Origin of the sequence: Sulfitobacter sp. THAF37, assembly GCF_009363555.1 — a bacterium.
In the GTDB taxonomy this organism is placed as follows: domain Bacteria; phylum Pseudomonadota; class Alphaproteobacteria; order Rhodobacterales; family Rhodobacteraceae; genus Sulfitobacter.
Window position 1 is genome coordinate 1,146,949 of the sequence record NZ_CP045372.1, and the last position, 16,137, is coordinate 1,163,085.

General features: G+C 62.0%; 17 protein-coding genes. 12 read left to right on the forward strand and 5 right to left on the reverse strand.

Annotated features, from left to right (window positions below; genetic code table 11):
- Nucleotides 1-2 precede the first annotated feature (2 nt).
- Nucleotides 3-878 carry a phosphoserine phosphatase SerB gene (serB, locus tag FIU94_RS05690; protein WP_152464858.1) on the forward strand — a complete coding sequence of 292 codons (876 nt, stop codon included), beginning with the start codon at nt 3-5 and terminating at the stop codon, nt 876-878.
- Between the two features lie 70 nt (nt 879-948).
- Here serB and FIU94_RS05695 read toward each other — a convergent pair whose 3' ends face one another.
- Nucleotides 949-1,929 carry an asparaginase gene (locus FIU94_RS05695; protein WP_152464859.1) on the reverse strand — a complete coding sequence of 327 codons (981 nt, stop codon included), beginning with the start codon at nt 1,927-1,929 and terminating at the stop codon, nt 949-951.
- Nucleotides 1,930-2,111: 182 nt separating this feature from the next.
- Here FIU94_RS05695 and FIU94_RS05700 point away from each other — a divergent pair, with 182 nt between their 5' ends.
- Nucleotides 2,112-2,636, forward strand: coding sequence for an invasion associated locus B family protein (locus FIU94_RS05700; protein WP_254702621.1), 525 nt, complete (start codon nt 2,112-2,114; stop codon nt 2,634-2,636).
- 19 nt (nt 2,637-2,655) lie between these two features.
- Here the strand turns inward: FIU94_RS05700 and FIU94_RS05705 are convergent, their stop codons facing one another.
- Complete coding sequence (locus FIU94_RS05705; RefSeq protein ID WP_368407145.1) at nt 2,656-3,051, reverse strand: EamA family transporter; 396 nt, start codon at nt 3,049-3,051, stop codon at nt 2,656-2,658.
- A gap of 153 nt (nt 3,052-3,204) precedes the next feature.
- Between FIU94_RS05705 and rlmN the strand changes: the two genes are divergently transcribed.
- Nucleotides 3,205-4,383, forward strand: a complete 1,179-nt coding sequence (rlmN, locus tag FIU94_RS05710; RefSeq protein WP_152464862.1) for a 23S rRNA (adenine(2503)-C(2))-methyltransferase RlmN — start codon at nt 3,205-3,207, stop codon at nt 4,381-4,383.
- 221 nt (nt 4,384-4,604) lie between these two features.
- Complete coding sequence (locus tag FIU94_RS05715) at nt 4,605-4,817, forward strand: hypothetical protein (protein WP_152464863.1); 213 nt, start codon at nt 4,605-4,607, stop codon at nt 4,815-4,817.
- Nucleotides 4,818-5,108: 291 nt separating this feature from the next.
- Here FIU94_RS05715 and FIU94_RS05720 read toward each other — a convergent pair whose 3' ends face one another.
- The gene (locus FIU94_RS05720; protein WP_152464864.1) at nt 5,109-5,954 is read right to left on the reverse strand and encodes a TIGR00730 family Rossman fold protein; all 846 of its coding nucleotides are present in this window, start codon (nt 5,952-5,954) and stop codon (nt 5,109-5,111) included.
- 168 nt (nt 5,955-6,122) lie between these two features.
- On the opposite strand from FIU94_RS05720, the gene dapD reads away from it, so the two are divergent.
- From dapD to FIU94_RS05740, 4 genes are read left to right on the forward strand one after another with little or no spacing between them, the layout of a single operon-like run.
- Nucleotides 6,123-6,950 (forward strand): 2,3,4,5-tetrahydropyridine-2,6-dicarboxylate N-succinyltransferase, encoded by an 828-nt coding sequence (gene dapD, locus FIU94_RS05725; protein WP_152464865.1) that lies wholly within the window; start codon nt 6,123-6,125, stop codon nt 6,948-6,950.
- A 60-nt stretch (nt 6,951-7,010) separates the two neighbouring features.
- Nucleotides 7,011-7,265, forward strand: coding sequence for a GlsB/YeaQ/YmgE family stress response membrane protein (locus tag FIU94_RS05730; RefSeq protein ID WP_152464866.1), 255 nt, complete (start codon nt 7,011-7,013; stop codon nt 7,263-7,265).
- 58 nt (nt 7,266-7,323) lie between these two features.
- On the forward strand, nt 7,324-8,352 hold the full coding sequence (locus tag FIU94_RS05735) for a sodium:calcium antiporter (protein ID WP_152464867.1): 1,029 nt from the start codon (nt 7,324-7,326) through the stop codon (nt 8,350-8,352).
- Between the two features lie 31 nt (nt 8,353-8,383).
- Nucleotides 8,384-8,710 carry a hypothetical protein gene (locus tag FIU94_RS05740; RefSeq protein ID WP_152464868.1) on the forward strand — a complete coding sequence of 109 codons (327 nt, stop codon included), beginning with the start codon at nt 8,384-8,386 and terminating at the stop codon, nt 8,708-8,710.
- 12 nt (nt 8,711-8,722) lie between these two features.
- Here FIU94_RS05740 and FIU94_RS05745 read toward each other — a convergent pair whose 3' ends face one another.
- Nucleotides 8,723-9,817, reverse strand: coding sequence for a Hint domain-containing protein (locus FIU94_RS05745; RefSeq protein ID WP_152464869.1), 1,095 nt, complete (start codon nt 9,815-9,817; stop codon nt 8,723-8,725).
- 1 nt (nt 9,818) lies between these two features.
- Nucleotides 9,819-11,339 carry a Hint domain-containing protein gene (locus FIU94_RS05750; RefSeq protein ID WP_152466958.1) on the reverse strand — a complete coding sequence of 507 codons (1,521 nt, stop codon included), beginning with the start codon at nt 11,337-11,339 and terminating at the stop codon, nt 9,819-9,821.
- 337 nt (nt 11,340-11,676) lie between these two features.
- Between FIU94_RS05750 and dapE the strand changes: the two genes are divergently transcribed.
- Genes dapE through rnr form a run of 4 tightly spaced genes read left to right on the forward strand, consistent with a single transcriptional unit; the run spans nt 11,677 to nt 16,098 of the window.
- Entirely contained in the window at nt 11,677-12,822 is a 1,146-nt protein-coding gene (dapE, locus tag FIU94_RS05755) for a succinyl-diaminopimelate desuccinylase (RefSeq protein ID WP_152464870.1), read from the forward strand.
- Nucleotides 12,819-13,235, forward strand: coding sequence for a GNAT family N-acetyltransferase (locus FIU94_RS05760; protein ID WP_152464871.1), 417 nt, complete (start codon nt 12,819-12,821; stop codon nt 13,233-13,235). The genes dapE and FIU94_RS05760 overlap by 4 nt, the downstream gene beginning before the upstream one ends.
- Nucleotides 13,232-13,840, forward strand: a complete 609-nt coding sequence (locus FIU94_RS05765) for a TIGR04282 family arsenosugar biosynthesis glycosyltransferase (RefSeq protein WP_152464872.1) — start codon at nt 13,232-13,234, stop codon at nt 13,838-13,840. Before FIU94_RS05760 ends, FIU94_RS05765 begins: the two co-directional genes overlap by 4 nt.
- Nucleotides 13,837-16,098, forward strand: a complete 2,262-nt coding sequence (gene rnr / locus FIU94_RS05770) for a ribonuclease R (protein ID WP_152464873.1) — start codon at nt 13,837-13,839, stop codon at nt 16,096-16,098. The genes FIU94_RS05765 and rnr overlap by 4 nt, the downstream gene beginning before the upstream one ends.
- Nucleotides 16,099-16,137: the final 39 nt, after the last annotated feature.

Here is a 16,137-nt window from a genome sequence, read left to right on the forward strand (position 1 = left end):
GGATGTATACAGTTGTCTTGTTGACCTCACCCCGGGCGCGGACCCTTGAGCCCGCATTGGTCGAAAACCTGCGCAATGCCTGGGGCGGCGGTGAAGCGGTCTGGCTGGCGCCGGACGAGGCGGCGGAATTCGAAATCGCGCATCATCCCGACAATTTCGAGACGGTCTGGGAGGATTGTCAGAAAATGGGCGTCGATCTGGTTGTCGTGTCGGCCGCAAATCGACGCAAGCGGATGCTGTTGGCCGACATGGACAGCACGATGATCCAGCAGGAATGTATCGACGAACTGGCCGATGAGGCCGGTGTCGGGGCAAGGGTCAAGGACATCACGGCGCGCGCGATGAATGGCGAGCTGGATTTCGACGGCGCGCTGCGTGAGCGGGTCGGTCTGCTGAAAGGGTTGCCGGAAGCGGTGATCGACAAGGTGCTGGCGGAACGGATCACCCTGATGCCGGGCGGCCCGGCGCTGCTGGCGACGATGAAGGCGCAGGGCGGCCATGCGGCGCTGGTCTCAGGCGGCTTCACGGCCTTTACGGAGAAGGTTGCGGGTCTATTAGGCTTTGACGAACATCGGGCCAATCGGTTGTTGGTCGACAATTCCCTGTTGAGCGGTGAGGTGGGAATGCCGATCCTGGGCAAGCAGGCAAAGGTCGATGCGCTGGAGCAGATCACGGCGCGGCTGGGCATTGCCGAGGCGGATGTGATCGCCGTGGGGGATGGCGCGAACGACCTGGGGATGTTGACGCGGGCCGGTCTCGGTGTGGCGCTGCACGCAAAGCCCGCCGTTGCCGCGCAATGCAATGTACGGGTGAATTTCGGCGATTTGACCGCGCTGCTCTATGTGCAGGGGTATGCGCAATCGGAATTCGCCGCCTGACGGCGGCCATCCGGTGGGGGCGCTGCCCCCGTCCTTCGGACTCCCCCGGAGTATTTTCCTGCAAAAAGAATCAGAGGAGCCCTGCTGCGGGTTTCAGCACGCCGGTCACGATGTTTCGCCTGTTGGTGATCGGGGCATTCATGCGCTTCAGCGTGGCGGGATGGTTCGGATCGAGGGCACCCAGCTTCACCAGTATCGCTGCGATGGCGCATTCCGCGGCTCGGGTGGTGCCGCAGGCGGCTTTGATCGCGATGCCAAGCTTCTGTTCGGGCAGTATCGCGATGAAGAAACCTTCGGCGCCCGTTTTCAGTGCGACCTTGCCGTTCATCGCGCGCATCAGTTCGGTGCAGGCACGGCCTTCTCCGGCCACCAGTTCCGGATGCAGCCGCATCGCCTGATGCAGCCGCGCCTCCGCCGATCCGTCGGGTGCGGCGGCAAATCCGGCCATGGCGCGTGCCATGCCGTGCAGGCTGGAGGCGAAATTCGGGGCGGAACAGCCGTCGATCCCGAATCCGGGTGACGTTTCGCCTGTCACCTCCTCGAAAGCGGCGAGGCAGGCGCGCTGCACCGGGTGCGCGGGATCGACATAGTCCGCGCCGCCGCCCAGGTGCCTCTTCAGCGTCAGGAAGCCCGCGTGTTTGCCCGAGCAGTTGTTGTGCACCTGGCAAGGGCTTTGGTGTGCCCGTATCAGGCGGTCACGCATGTCGCGGTCGTCGGGTTCCTGCGGGCCGCACCGGAAGTCGGAATCGTCCAGCCCCAGGGCGGAGAGCCAGTTTTCCACCCGGTCGGTGTGGATCGCGGCACCGTTGTGCGAAGCGCAGGCCAGTGCGAGCTGTTCGGTACCCAAGCGGGCTTTGTCCGCCGCGCCGGAGGTGATGAGCGGCAGCGCCTGGATCATCTTGGCGGAGGATCGTGGCAGGATCACGGCCTCGGGATCGCCCCAGGCCTGAACGATCTCCCCCCGGTCGTCGCAGATCACCGCATGGCCGGAGTGGACGCTTTCCAGAAAGGGGCCGCGCCAGATTTCAGCAAAGGGGCTGGGTTGGGTCATGGATTCCTCCGATTCGTGCGCGAATTCCTGCCAATCAGGGTTTCGTCTGTCGCGTGTTTCGCGTTATTATGCTTGTTGTCGAAAAGATAACAGGCACTTGCGGGAGAGCGGCCAGGAAATGCCGTCATCAAGGCTTGCGATTGAGTTGAGGTCAAGGACAGCTGGAGGCTGGACAGATGGGAATGATTAAGAATTTCGGTGTTGTCGCGGGATTGGCCGCGCTGGCGGCGTCCGGTGCCGCCGCTCAGGATCAGAGTACGAACCGCGTGGCGGCCAAGACCGACTGGAGCGTGTTCGTGGAGGATAACCCGACCGAGTGCTGGGGCGTCTCCACACCGAAGGAGACCGTGAATTCGCGTGACGGACGGGTCGTTGCGGTGAACCGGGGTCAGACCCTTCTGATGGTCTTCTACCGCCCGTCTGCCGGCGCGAAGGGGCAGGTCGCCTTTACCGGCGGATACCCGTTCAAGTCGGGGTCGACGGTGACGATGGACATATCCGGCAATTCGTTCGAGCTTTTCACCGAAGGCGAATGGGCGTGGCCCGCGACCACCGACGATGACGCCAAGATCATCACCGCGATGAAGCGTGGTGCCGATGCGGTTGTCAGCGGCGTATCCGGCCGTGGCACTGATACGAAGGACACGTTTTCGCTTCTTGGCTTCACGGCTGCGGTCGAAGATGCGGCCAAACGCTGCGGCGGCTGACAGGAGATGGCCGCGTCACTTACACGACGCGCACCATCAATATCATGGCTGCCAAGGCACAGCCGATACCGGCGAGCTCCCTGAACTCCAGGGTTTCGCCGAATCTCAGCACCCCCAGCGTGCAAAGCGCGATCAATGTGATCATGGAAAAACCGACCCCCGCCTGCGAGAGGGTCACGTGTTTCAGGGAAAAGTACCAAAGCAGGGCTGAAACGGCGTAAAGGGTGCAGCCCGTGAACACCGGCAGCGAAGTTGCCGATTGGCCATTGTCTACGGCGGTTTTGATCAGGTAGTCACCGAGTATGACGATGAAAGCCGTGCTGGCCGTAAGCGCGAATCCGTAGAAAATCGACATTTCAATATCCTTCGAGAATATCGACTTTGCCCCGGGTCTTGAAACGACTTGAAATGAAATCGTCGGGAACGAAGCCTTGTGGGAACCAGTATCGTCGGCTGCCGGGTCCGCCTCAAGTGGGGATAACCTTACTCTGAAGGGGTTTCACCAAGACCTTTTGCAATTTCCGGCACGTTCTATATAGAGACGCATCCACCCAAGGAGACTCGCCCCATGACCGCCACCGCGCCGATCACCCAGGACGTCCATACCATTCCGCGCAAGGTGGCGGAGGGGCCTGTGAACCTTGTCGGGATGACCCGCGACAAGATGCGCGACGTCCTGATTGCCAATGGCACGCCGGAAAAGCAGGCCAAGATGCGGGTGGGCCAGATCTGGCAGTGGATCTACCAGTGGGGCGTTCGGGACTTTGCGTCGATGACCAACCTCGCCAAGGCCTATCGCGCCGATTTGGCCGAGAAGTTCGTGATCGAGGTTCCCGAGGTCGTGACCCGCCAGGTCAGCACCGATGGCACGCGCAAATATCTGGTCCGGATCGCCGGCGGCCACGAGGTGGAGGTGGTCTATATCCCCGAGGACGGGCGCGGCACGCTTTGCGTATCGTCTCAGGTGGGCTGCACGCTGACATGTTCGTTCTGCCACACCGGTACGCAAAAGCTGGTGCGCAACCTGACGGCTGCCGAAATCATCGGCCAGGTCATGGTCGCGCGCGACGATCTGGGCGAATGGCCGGTGCCCGGAGCGGTGAAGGACGAAACGCGCCTGCTGTCCAACATCGTGCTGATGGGCATGGGCGAGCCGCTCTATAATTTCGAGAACGTGCGCGACGCGATGAAAATCGCGATGGATGCCGAGGGCATTCAGCTGTCACGTCGTCGCATTACCCTGTCGACCTCGGGGGTGGTGCCGGAAATCTGGCGCACCGCCGAAGAGATCGGCTGTCAGCTGGCGGTTTCGTTTCACGCCACGACCGACGAGGTGCGCGATAAGTTGGTCCCGATCAACAAACGCTGGAACATCGCCGAACTGCTGGAGGCGCTGAAGAGCTATCCCAAGGTCAGTAACTCCGAGAGGATCACATTTGAATACGTGATGCTTGACGGGGTGAACGACAGTGATGAAGACGCCCGCCGGCTGGTGAGGCTGATCGACGGCATTCCGGCCAAGATCAACCTGATCCCCTTCAACGAATGGCCCGGCGCGCCCTACAAACGGTCCAGCAACAACCGCATCCGTGCGTTCGCGGACATCATCTACAAGGCTGGTTATGCCTCTCCGATCCGGACGCCGCGGGGCGAGGACATCATGGCCGCCTGCGGGCAGCTCAAATCCGCGACCGAACGCGCGCGCAAGTCACGCAAGCAGATAGAGGCGGACGCTGGGATCACCTGATGATGCCCTTGGCGTCGCGCCGGTGCATGACGCCTGCCGATTTATGTGCGGGTCAGCTATAGCCCTGTGCCTGACCCGGACGCTGGGGATATTTACCAACCAGCGCGGGTATTAAGGCGGAATATCCGCGAAATGACCCCTATATCGCCCCGGTCCTGGGCAACTGTGGCCATGGTCTTTTCCAAGATCGTTTCCTGTAGACCCCAATCAGGAAACAGAACATGTCTGCCATGATCAACAAAGAAGCAGTTGTGACCGCTCAGGTCATTGACCTTGTGCTGCGGGAACGCGCTTTGGCGTTGTCCAGTCGCGAATGGAAGCATCGGTTGGCCGGATATGGCTACGCGATCAAGGAGACTGATCACGGTCAGGTCGTGGAAACCCTGCCGGATCGTGTGGAAGTCGGGGTGCTGCCGGTTCCGCCGGAGGTCTGATCCAGTTTGACGGTTATCCATTCAAACTTGCCATCGATATTCCCCACCAGAGCCCTCTCCGCAACCGCTATCTAAGCAGGCTCAGTCCTTTGGAACTGTCCAACGGCGACAAAGGAGGGGAGAGCAACTGAATCATGACGGTCGCCCCAACCGCAAAGACAAAGGCAGCCTGCGGTGCCGACAGTTCAGCCATACTGCAAATGCCTGTTGTCGCCACCGCCCAACGCCACATCACGCATAGCGCAGGTTTGCCCTGCAAAAGCATCGACGGCGCGGATCGACGCGGGGTGCTTAGCGTCCCGGGATTTCCTGGCGCGGCGGCGTGACTTTCCAGTTCTCGATCAGCTCCATCGCCTCGGCGGCGGTTTCGACGAAGCTGAACAGTTCGAGGTCCTCGGCCGAAATGGTTCCCGCGTCGGCCAACGCCTCCCAATTGATGATCTTTGTCCAGAATTCGCGCCCGAACAGCAGGAAGGGCACGGGTTCCATCCGGCCGGTCTGGATCAGGGTCAGCGCCTCGAACATCTCGTCCATGGTCCCGAAACCACCCGGAAACACGCAGATTGCCTTGGCCCGCATCAGGAAGTGCATCTTCCGGATCGCGAAGTAGTGGAAGTTGAAGCAGAGTTCCGGCGTCACGTATTCGTTCGGCGCCTGTTCGAAAGGCAACACGATGTTCAACCCGACCGACCGTCCGCCTGCGTCCATTGCGCCGCGGTTCCCGGCTTCCATCACACCGGGCCCGCCACCGGTCACGATCACGCCGTCTCGCCCGTCGCCCTGCATGGATTTCAGTGTCATCAGTCGGGCGAATTCCCGGGTCTCCTCGTAAAACCGTGACAGCTCGGCCAATGTCTCGGTCCGGGCGCTCTGGCGTTCCGATGGGGCGGGAATGCGGGCGCCGCCGAAGAGCACGATGGTGCTGTCCACGCCTTCGGCGTCCAGCATCAGCTGCGGTTTGAGCAGCTCAAGCTGAAGCCGCACCGGGCGCAATTCCTCGCGGCACATGAAATCGTCATCGGTAAAGGCAAGACGATAGGCAGGTGCACGGGTCTGGGCCGTATCGGGCACCGTCTCCGCCGCTCTGCGGTCGCTTGACGCATGGCGCAAGGGGTGGCGGCGGTCGTCGTCTTTCATCTTTCTCTCCGGATCTGGTGGCAAGCCAGCGTGGCGCGGTTGGCCGGAAGTTGCAATGGGCCATCGGAATCGTCGAACCGGCCAGCCCCTCGATCGTCTCGGACATTGCGCGGACACCGGCGCGCAGGTATAGGCCGACAAAGTCTTTCTTCTGCAGGAGTGCGCCCGATGTCCAACGCCCAGCTTGAAACTGCCATCGAAAATGCTTGGGACACCCGTGACCAGATCAATTCAGCCACCACCGGTGAGACGCGCGAGGCGATCGAGGATACGCTGAATGCACTCGACTCGGGCGAGCTGCGGGTCGCGGAGAAGCTGGAAGACGGCAACTGGCACGTGAACCAGTGGGCCAAGAAGGCCGTGCTGCTGGGGTTTCGCATCAAGGACATGGAACAGCAGGATGGCGGCCCGCAGGGCGGCGGCTGGTGGGACAAGGTCGACAGCAAGTTCAAGGGCTGGGGCGACAACCAATGGAAAGACGCCGGTTTCCGCGCCGTTCCGAACTGTGTCGTGCGCCGCTCGGCCTATATCGCGCCCGGCGTGGTGCTGATGCCGTCCTTTATCAACATCGGCGCCTATGTGGACAGCGGCACGATGGTGGACACATGGGCCACGGTCGGCTCCTGCGCACAGATCGGCAAGAACGTGCACCTGTCCGGCGGTGTTGGCATCGGCGGTGTGCTGGAACCGATGCAGGCGGGGCCGACCATCATCGAGGACAACTGCTTTATCGGGGCGCGTTCCGAAGTTGTGGAGGGTTGCATCGTCCGTGAAGGTTCTGTTCTGGGCATGGGTGTCTTCATTGGCCAGTCGACCAAGATCGTGGACCGCGAGACCGGAGAAATCATGTACGGCGAAGTGCCGTCCGGCTCTGTCGTGGTGGCGGGCACCATGCCTTCAAAGAACAACGTCAGCCTTTACTGCGCCGTCATCGTCAAGCGGGTAGATGAACGCACGCGGTCGAAAACGTCGATCAACGAGCTTCTTCGCACCTGATTTCGGAACCATCGGCCCGATTGCCGGTTTGTTCCTAAATTGATCAAAGGGACGAACGACATGACAGGTTTGGGCTGGATTGCATCCATCATCGTTGGCGGCATCGCCGGTTGGCTTGCGGAAAAATTCATGAAGGGAGACCACGGGCTTCTCCTGAACATCTTCATGGGCATTGTCGGCGCGATGCTGTTCAACGCCATACTGCTATTCATCTTCGATTCGACGCTGGGCGGCTGGATCGGACAGTTGTTTGTCGGCTTTGTGGGTGCCTGCCTGCTGATCGGCATCATCCGCGCGGTTCGCGGTCGCGGCTGACGCGAATATGGACGCTTGACGGGGGGCAAGCCACGGGGCCTGTCATCCGTCCTCCCGGATGATTTCCTCTCTTCCCCTCCCGCTTTTGCTGCTGGTCTTCGCAGCGGCAATCCTCGTTGTGGTTCTGGCTTCGGTGAAGGCAACGCAGCTTGCCGATATAATCGCGGACCGGACCCGCATGGGGGAGGCGCTGACAGGCGGATTGATCCTCGGCGGTGCCACTTCGCTTGCCGGGATCGTTGTTTCGGTGAACGCCGCGGCATCCGGCGATGCAAGCTTTGCCTTTTCAAATGCAGTCGGCGGGATCGCGGCCCAGACATTGTTCCTTGCGCTTGCAGACCTGCTGCACAAACGCGCAAATCTCGAACACGCTGCGGCGGAGCCCGCGAACCTGTTTCAGGCCGTCATGCTGATCATCCTGCTCAGCTTGCCGATCAGCGCCATGGCGGGGCCGAACCTGTCCTATTTCGGCGTTCACCCCGTTTCGGTCCTCATGTTCCTGGCTTACGTGGCGGGCACGCGACTGTCCTCCACCATCAGCGAAGAGCCGATGTGGCGGCCCGTCAAGACGCCGGAAACCCGCGAAGACACCCCCGAAGACGACAAGGAAGCCGGTCGTTCGGCGCGTGGTCCGGCGATCAAATTTGCCGTGCTCGTGGCGCTCATGGGCTGTGGCGGCTGGGTAATCAGCCAGGTTGGCGGCACCTTCATCACACGGTTCGCACTTTCGTCCAGTCTGGTGGGTTCGCTCATCACCGCGGTGGTGACGTCCCTGCCCGAACTGGTGACAACGCTGGTCGCGGTGCGGCGCGGCGCGCTGCAACTGGCAGTCGGGGGCATCATCGGCGGGAATACCTTTGACACCCTGTTTCTCGTGGCCTCGGATATCGCCTACCGCGACGGGTCGATCTTTCACGCCGTCGCGCTGCATGACCTGTATTGGCTGGCGACGGGTCTGATGATGACTGCTGTTCTGTTGGGCGGGCTGATCCTGCGCCAGCGGGCAGGGCCGGCGCGGATCGGGATTGAAAGCGTCCTGATCATGGCGATCTACACAACGGCCCTGGTCGTCGAGGTCACGGCTTGACAATGGTCCCGCCGCTCCGCCAATTGCGCGCATGGCAAAGAATGGTCCAAGCAAGCAGCAGGTCTATACCCTATTGGTCGAAATCGGCCGCAAGGAAGGCGACGGCCTGCCTGACAAGGCGACGGGCGCGGCGCTGATGTGCTTTGCCTCCGGCGTTGACGAGGCCGAAGCGGTGCGCGAAACCGTCGCGATCCTCAAGCAGGCTGATACCAATCCGCTGGACGTGACGGGCTACGGCACGCTTGCCGAGCGCGAGGCAGAGGGTCACGAGATCGACGCGGAAGAGCGTGCGCTGATGACCCGTGCGCTGGAAGAGAATTCGGTCATTGTGGCGCAGATGACCCCGTTTTTCGATTAGCAACGTAACCGATCACGCAGCGCGCTGGCGGGCCAGATGAATGGCATCATGCCATTTCAACACGTGATGCGCGGGTTTGCCGTGTTCCGGCAGGCTGTTGCGGTCCAGCTGTTGAAGGAGGCTGGCGTGCATATGCTGGCCGTTACGGCGAATGCGCCCGATGTAGAGGCTCTCCAGCGCGGTGCCTGCAGCGATCAGCGTTTCGTGACTGGGCAGCAGCAGCTGGGTGTAGCTGATCGTAGGCCCACAGGGTTCATCCATGGCGGCAAACCCGTTGACGAGATGCCGGGCAGGCACGAGCACCGCTTCCTGACCAAACAGATATTCAACCTCCGGCCCGTCGATGAGCAATCGCTGGTCGGGTGATACAACGATATCCTGCTGCAAACCGAAATAGGGCGCACGCAGGCGAACCGGTCGATAGCTGCCGCGCGCCGGTACAGTGCGGCTTATGCTGTGCAGCACCGGCACCACACCCGCCCCACGCGTCAGGACGGTATCGCCCCGTTGCAGCGTGACGGCTGGTTTGTAGCCCCAGGGCGTCGCGAGGGGCGTACCCGGCAGCAGGCTGGGCATCGGGCCGGTGGGTTCGATCCGGTCCGACAGCGCGGCAAAAATCATGTCAGGCGCGAAAGTGCTCCCGCCTGTGCCCAGCATCAGGTGGCGAACGTCCTCCAGCGACAGGGGATGCGGGTTCTCGACATAGACGCTTGTCAGGGTCGTGTCCTCGGGCTGCTCCAGCGTCAGTCGGCCCCATTTGGCGCAGCTGTCCCAGGAATAGGTGATGCGGACGACATCGGTGCGCCCGGCATCCTTGCGCTGAATCGCTGCGTGAGCAATCGACTTGCCCTGCACCTGAACCATGGCGATGCCACCGCCCGGGATCGCCTGGAAGGTCAGGCTTCGCTGCCAGGGAAAAGTCGTGTTGTGCCCAAACAAGAGCTGCGGTCGACCGTCCGCCGAAAGCCGGGTTTCGAAAACGATTGAGCCACGGGTCAGCAGGCTGCGCGGATCATCTGCGATACACGCCTCTTGCTGCTTGTCACTACCAAGACCCCGAACGGAGAAGCGGCGCTCGTCATGATCGCAAAGTGCCAGCCAGGTCATGTCATGCCGCCTTTGACGCGCGAAGCAGGTTGGCCTCGAACCGCTTGAGGGTGCGCCGCGCGGCTGGGGGATAACCTGCGCCCGTGTCGGGGTCGATCTCGGGGAACAGGGCACAGATCTCGTTAACGATCTCCTGCTCGAAACTGCGTTTGGTCTGAGGGCCGGGCAGAAAGCTCTCGGTTTCGAGCCCTTCGGAAAAGACGACCTGGTGCCGGTCGAACAACAGATGGACATAGGTCACGTCCCCCCCGGTGCGGCGTGTCACTGACCGATCGTTGACCAGATCCCGTGCCGCAACCAGCACTTCGGCCTCTCCGAACAGCAGTTCGGCCAGGTTGTCCCGGATCAGCACGCGGTGCAGGGGTGACACCAGCAGGTCACGATGCGTGCCGAAAGTGTTGGAGCGGATGTGGATCGGCGCAAACTCAGCCTCGGCCGGAACTGTGCGTGTGCCGCGCCAGCGTAGCGGCTGGGGGCCGTCATCCTTGGTCAGCACGAGGTCGCCGGGCTGCAGGCTCTCCGCCGGGCGTTCCCCGTCCGGCGTGGCGATCAGGGTACCGGCCACAAAGCAGGGTACGCCCGTGGCATTGACGAAGCCGACATCGGTGTTGATGCCGTTGTCTATGGTGTAGGTAAAGTTGAAGTTCTCGACATCGCCGTCACCGGTGACGGTGAATGTCCCGTTGGCGTTCAGGCGCACGGTCTGGCCGGTGGGTAGGGTGATGGTATCACCCGCACTGACGGCGGCCCCGTTGATGTGCGTGATGGTCAACGTCCCGCCGCCATCGTTGATGTCATTGCCCAGCACGTCGATCTCGCGTTCGCCATCGGGGAACAGGTCGACATTGTCGGACATTGCGATCAGGTCGGTCTGAATCGAGTTTCCGGCGATCAGGAGGTTGGAATCGTAGTTGCTGTCCGAGACGTCTGCTATTGCAAGGCGAAGCGAGTTCACGACGCCGGGGTTGACGTACATCGTCAATGTCAAGGTGATCGTGAAGCCGTCCATCTCGGTGTTGAACTGGTCGGCCTGGTTGTTCACGTACATGTTGATGTTGTTGGCGGTGTTCACGTTGCCGGGATCCACGTCGCCGTTGCCAACGTCCATCGGCACCAGTGAACCGTTGACCCAGACACCGACAAAATCTTGATAGATGGAGTTTTCGAACTCGGGGTATTCCTCGGACGAGAAGATGAACTGCATGGTCATCACGCTGTTGTCCGGAATGAAATCGACATCCAGTGTGGCTGCGTCATAGGTTCGGGCGCCCGCCACGCTGTTGTAGGGTCCGTAGTTATTCGTTCCCGATGTATTCGTGGAGGTATTGGTGTTCTGGTTCGACTGGCCGCTGGAATTGGTGAAATCCTGCGCATTGCCCGTGGAGAGGATCACGCCGCTGTCGCCCGGGGTGACACCGGGTGCTATGTTGTCGCCGCCGCTGTAGGTGCCCGCGCTGTCGATATCGCCGTAGTAGGTCGCGCCGACGACTGTCACCCCGTTGCCGAAGATGGTCTGCGCCATATCCGTGGCGGTGGTGCCTTCACGGACCGTTTCGATGGGAAGTTCTGATGCTGCTACCACGCCTCTGCCTCTGCTCTTGGGTCGAGGCGGCACTGGTCAGCACGGCACGGAAATAGCCCGCGCGGTTCGGAAAAACGGATGCAGATCTGGACCTGTTTTCAGGTGCTCGGTCCTGCGATTGCTGCTGATGCCCTGCCTCGGGTCATATTATTGCCACAACAATAACACTATTCGCGCGAGGCTGTTAAGCATTTCGTAACCCGCACCCCTTGGCACCGCGCCTTTTTGGCCACAAAAAGACCTGGCCAAGGATGGAATGCCGCGAAAGGACACGAGAATGCCCGGGACAGACCCTGTCGATCTGACTGCACGGCTGGTGCGCTGCGCCTCTGTCACCCCCGCCGACGATGGCGCGTTGGAGATCATAAACGAGATGCTGTCGCGGGCGGGGTTCGACTGTGTCTGGGTGGAACGGGGCGGCATCCGCAATCTCTTTGCGCGGTGGGGGCGCAAGGGCAACGGCAAGGCGTTCGGCTTTAACGGCCATACTGACGTTGTGCCCGTGGGCAACTCCGACGACTGGACCATGCCCCCTTTTGGTGCCGAAATCAGGGACGGGATCATGTATGGCCGTGGCACAACGGATATGAAATCCGGGGTGGCGGCCTTTGTCACCGCCGCGATCGACTTTGTGCAGGCGGCGCCGCCAGACGGGTCAGTCGTATTGACCATCACGGGCGACGAGGAAGGCGAGAGTGTGGATGGCACCGCCGCGTTGCTGGACCATATGGCTGCGCAGGGTGAGCGCATGGACGTCTGCCTGGTGGGCGAGCCGACCTGCCCGGAACGGATGGGCGACATGATCAAGATCGGCAGGCGCGGGTCGATGACAGCATGGTTCGAGGTCATTGGCACCCAGGGCCATTCCGCCTATCCCCACCGGGCCAACAATCCGCTTCCGGCGATGATGCGGCTGATGGACCGGCTGGCCAGCCATACGTTGGACGCGGGCACCGATCATTTCGACCCCTCCACATTGGCCATTGTGACGGTAGATACAGGCAACCCGGTCACCAATGTGATCCCGCGAAGCTGCTCTGCGGCGGTGAACATCCGTTTCAACGATCGCCATAGCGGCGCCAGCCTGACAGAGTGGCTGGAAAATGAGGTGTCTCAGGTGCGCGATGCCTACGGTGTGGAAATCAAGCTGAGGATCAAGGTGTCCGGCGAAAGCTTCATTACGCCACCGGGTGCATTGTCTGCCCTCGTGTCAGCTGCGGTCGAGGCGGAAACCGGCGTCAAACCCGAGCTGTCGACGACAGGCGGCACCTCCGACGCCCGCTTCATCAAGGCGCATTGCCCCGTGGTTGAGTTCGGCCTTGTCGGTCAGTCCATGCACCAGGTCGATGAACATGTCGCTATTGAGCAGATCCACCAGCTCAAGGCGATCTACGGCCGCATACTGAGGGACTACTTCGCATGACAGTGACTGTTGCCCCGACAGAAGACCTGGAAACCTGCCTGAATCTGCGGCGTATCGTCTTCATGGACGAACAGGGTGTGAGCGAGGCGGAAGAGATTGATGGGCTGGACGAAGACTGCCTGCATCTGCTGGCGCGCGAAGGCGACCTTCCGGTGGGCACCGCCCGCGTCTATTTTGACCAGGACATCGCAAAGATCGGGCGTGTCTGCGTGCTGAAGTCCCATCGCGGCACCGGATTGGGCGCTGCCCTGATCCGGGCGGCACTGGCAGCATCCGAGGGCCGCGCCGTGCGGGCAAAGCTGGGGGCGCAGACCCACGCGCTGGGCTTTTATCGGACCCTGGGGTTCATTCCGGTCGGGCCCGTCTATGACGACGCCGGTATTCCGCACCGTGACATGGTGCGCGCGCTTTGAGGCGGACACTGATTGTCATGGTGAAGGAGCCGCGACCGGGTCGGGTCAAGACGCGGCTGGGCAGGGACATCGGCATGACGGCGGCGGCGTGGTGGTTCAGACATCAGACCGCCAGCCTGCTCAGACGTCTGAGGGACCCGCGGTGGCGGCTGGTCATTGCGATTTCTCCAGATATGGAAGGGCTGCACAGCCGGGTCTGGCCTGCGGACCTGCGGCGTTTGCCGCAAGGGCGGGGCGACTTGGGTGCGCGGATGGCGCGGATGTTGCGCACGGTCCATGATGGCCACGCCTGTCTGATCGGTGCGGATATTCCGGGCGTGCGCCCTGCGCATATCGCCAGGGCATTTGCCCGATTGGGAGAACACGACGCGGTGTTCGGTCCCGCCCCGGACGGTGGCTTCTGGCTGGTCGGTCTGAAACGACCCGCCCGCCCGCCTGCCGGATTCTTTCTCACCGTGCGCTGGTCAACGGCTGACGCGCTGTCCGACAGTGTCGCGACCCTCCCGGATCACCGGATCGCGCTGTGCGATACTCTAAGAGACGTGGATACGGCGGACGATTTGACCATGACGTCCGGAGGGTCGCGTGCTAGCTCAGGGGGATGAGCAACATTCCCACCAAGGCCGAGATTCTCGACTGGATCGAACAGAACCCAACCCTGACCGCCAAGCGTGACATCGCAAAGGCGTTCGGGATCAAGGGCGCGGCGCGCATCGACCTCAAGCGGCAGCTCAAGGAGCTGGAAGCCGAAGGGCACCTGGAGAAGCGCAAGCGCAGCTATCAGGATCCGGACCGGCTGCCTCCGGTGTCGGTTCTGGTTATCAGCCACGCGGACAAGGACGGCGATCTGTTCGCCAAACCAATGGAATGGCAGGGCGAGGGGGTGGAGCCGGTGGTCCTGGTCATTGCCCGCGCTTCGGACCCGGCACTGGGCGAGGGCGACCGCATTCTGGCGCGTCTGACGGTGGTCAAAGAGGACAGCCACAACTACGAAGCGCGGCTGATCCGGCGTATCGGAACAAACCCAAGGCGGGTGATGGGCGTTTTCCGCAAGGGCAGCGAAGGTGGGCGGATCGTCCCTATCGACAAGGGGGCGGACCGCGAATGGGTGGTGGCAGAGGGGGCGACCCACGGCGCGAAGGACGGCGAACTGGTCGAGGCGGAGCAAGCCGGACCTAAGGGTCGCATGGGTTTGCCCAAGGCCCGGATTGTGGAACGGTTGGGCGACCCCTCCGCCCCCAAGGCGGTTTCGCTGATCGCGATACACCAGCACGGCATTCCCGACCATTTTCCTGACGAAGTTGTCGCAGAGGCGGACGCAAAGAAACCTGCGGGGTTGAAAGGCCGCGAGGATCTGCGTGATCTGCCGCTCATCACCATCGACCCGTCCGATGCGCGCGATCATGACGACGCCTGCTATGCCCATGCCGACGACGACCCGGGAAACGAAGGCGGTCATGTGCTTTGGGTCGCGATTGCTGATGTGGCGTATTATGTCACGCCCGGCTCTGCGCTGGACCGCGAGGCACGCAAGCGCGGCAACTCCACCTATTTCCCCGACAGGGTGGTGCCGATGCTGCCCGACCGCCTTTCCGGCGACCTGTGTTCGCTGCATGAAGGTGTGCCGCGTGCCTGTGTCGCTGTACGCATGGTGCTGGATGCCGGGGGCAATAAGCTGAAACACTCGTTTCATCGCGGGCTGATGCGGTCGCCCGCCTCATTGCATTACGAAGAAGTGCAGGACGCCATCGACGGCAAGCCCAACGACCGGACTGGTCCGCTGCTGGAGCCGGTCCTGATGCCGCTATACGCGGCCTATGACGCGCTGAAACACGCGCGGGCCGACCGCCAGCCGCTTGATCTGGATTTGCCGGAGCGGCGGATCGAACTGGCAGAGGACGGCACCGTCAGGTCGGTAAACTTCAAGGACCGGCTGGATGCCCATCGGTTGATCGAGGAATTCATGGTGCTGGCCAATGTCGCCGCCGCCGAAACGCTTGCGGCCAAAAAGACACCGCTGCTTTACCGCATCCACGAAGAACCTTCGCAGGAAAAGCTGGATGCGCTGCGGGAAACAGCCGAAGCGGCGGGGTATACGCTGGCAAAGGGACAGGTCTTGCACACCGCGCATCTGAACCGTTTGCTGAACGACGCGGCGGGCACCGACGATGCCGAGTTGATCAACCTCAGTACGCTGCGGTCGATGACGCAGGCCTACTATGGGCCAGAGCACATTGGCCATTTCGGGCTGGCGTTGAAATCTTACGCGCATTTCACCTCGCCCATCCGGCGCTATGCCGATCTGATCGTGCACCGCGCGCTGATCACCGCGCATGGCTGGGGCAAGGACGGGCTGACCCCTGAAGATATGGAAAGCCTCGATCAGACGGGCGCTCATATTTCGGATACGGAGCGTCGGTCGATGACGGCGGAACGGGACACCACCGACCGCTATCTTGCCGCCTATCTGTCGGAACGGGTGGGCAGCGAGTTTACGGGTCGGATCAGCGGAATCGCCCGGTTCGGCGCCTTCGTAAAGCTGGACGAAACGGGTGCCGACGGGCTGCTGCCGATGCGGGCACTGGGGCGCGAATATTTCCACTACGACCGTGAGGCCCAGACCCTGATGGGCGCCGACACCGGCATGATGATCGGGATTGGCCAGCGTGTCACGGTGAAGCTGGCCGAGGCAGTGCCAGTCACCGGCGGCATCGCGCTGGAGCTGGTCGAAATCGAGGGGCAGAAGGTACCGCAGGGGCGGCAATCTCCGGCCGGCCGCAGCCCGCGTCGTAAATCTGCCAAGGCCAAGCGCAAAAAGGACAAGGTGAAGCGCAAGGTATCCCGCACCCGCCGTTCGAAGTAGGGTCTGGCGACAGGGCAAGCTGTCTAAATCTGCCCCGAT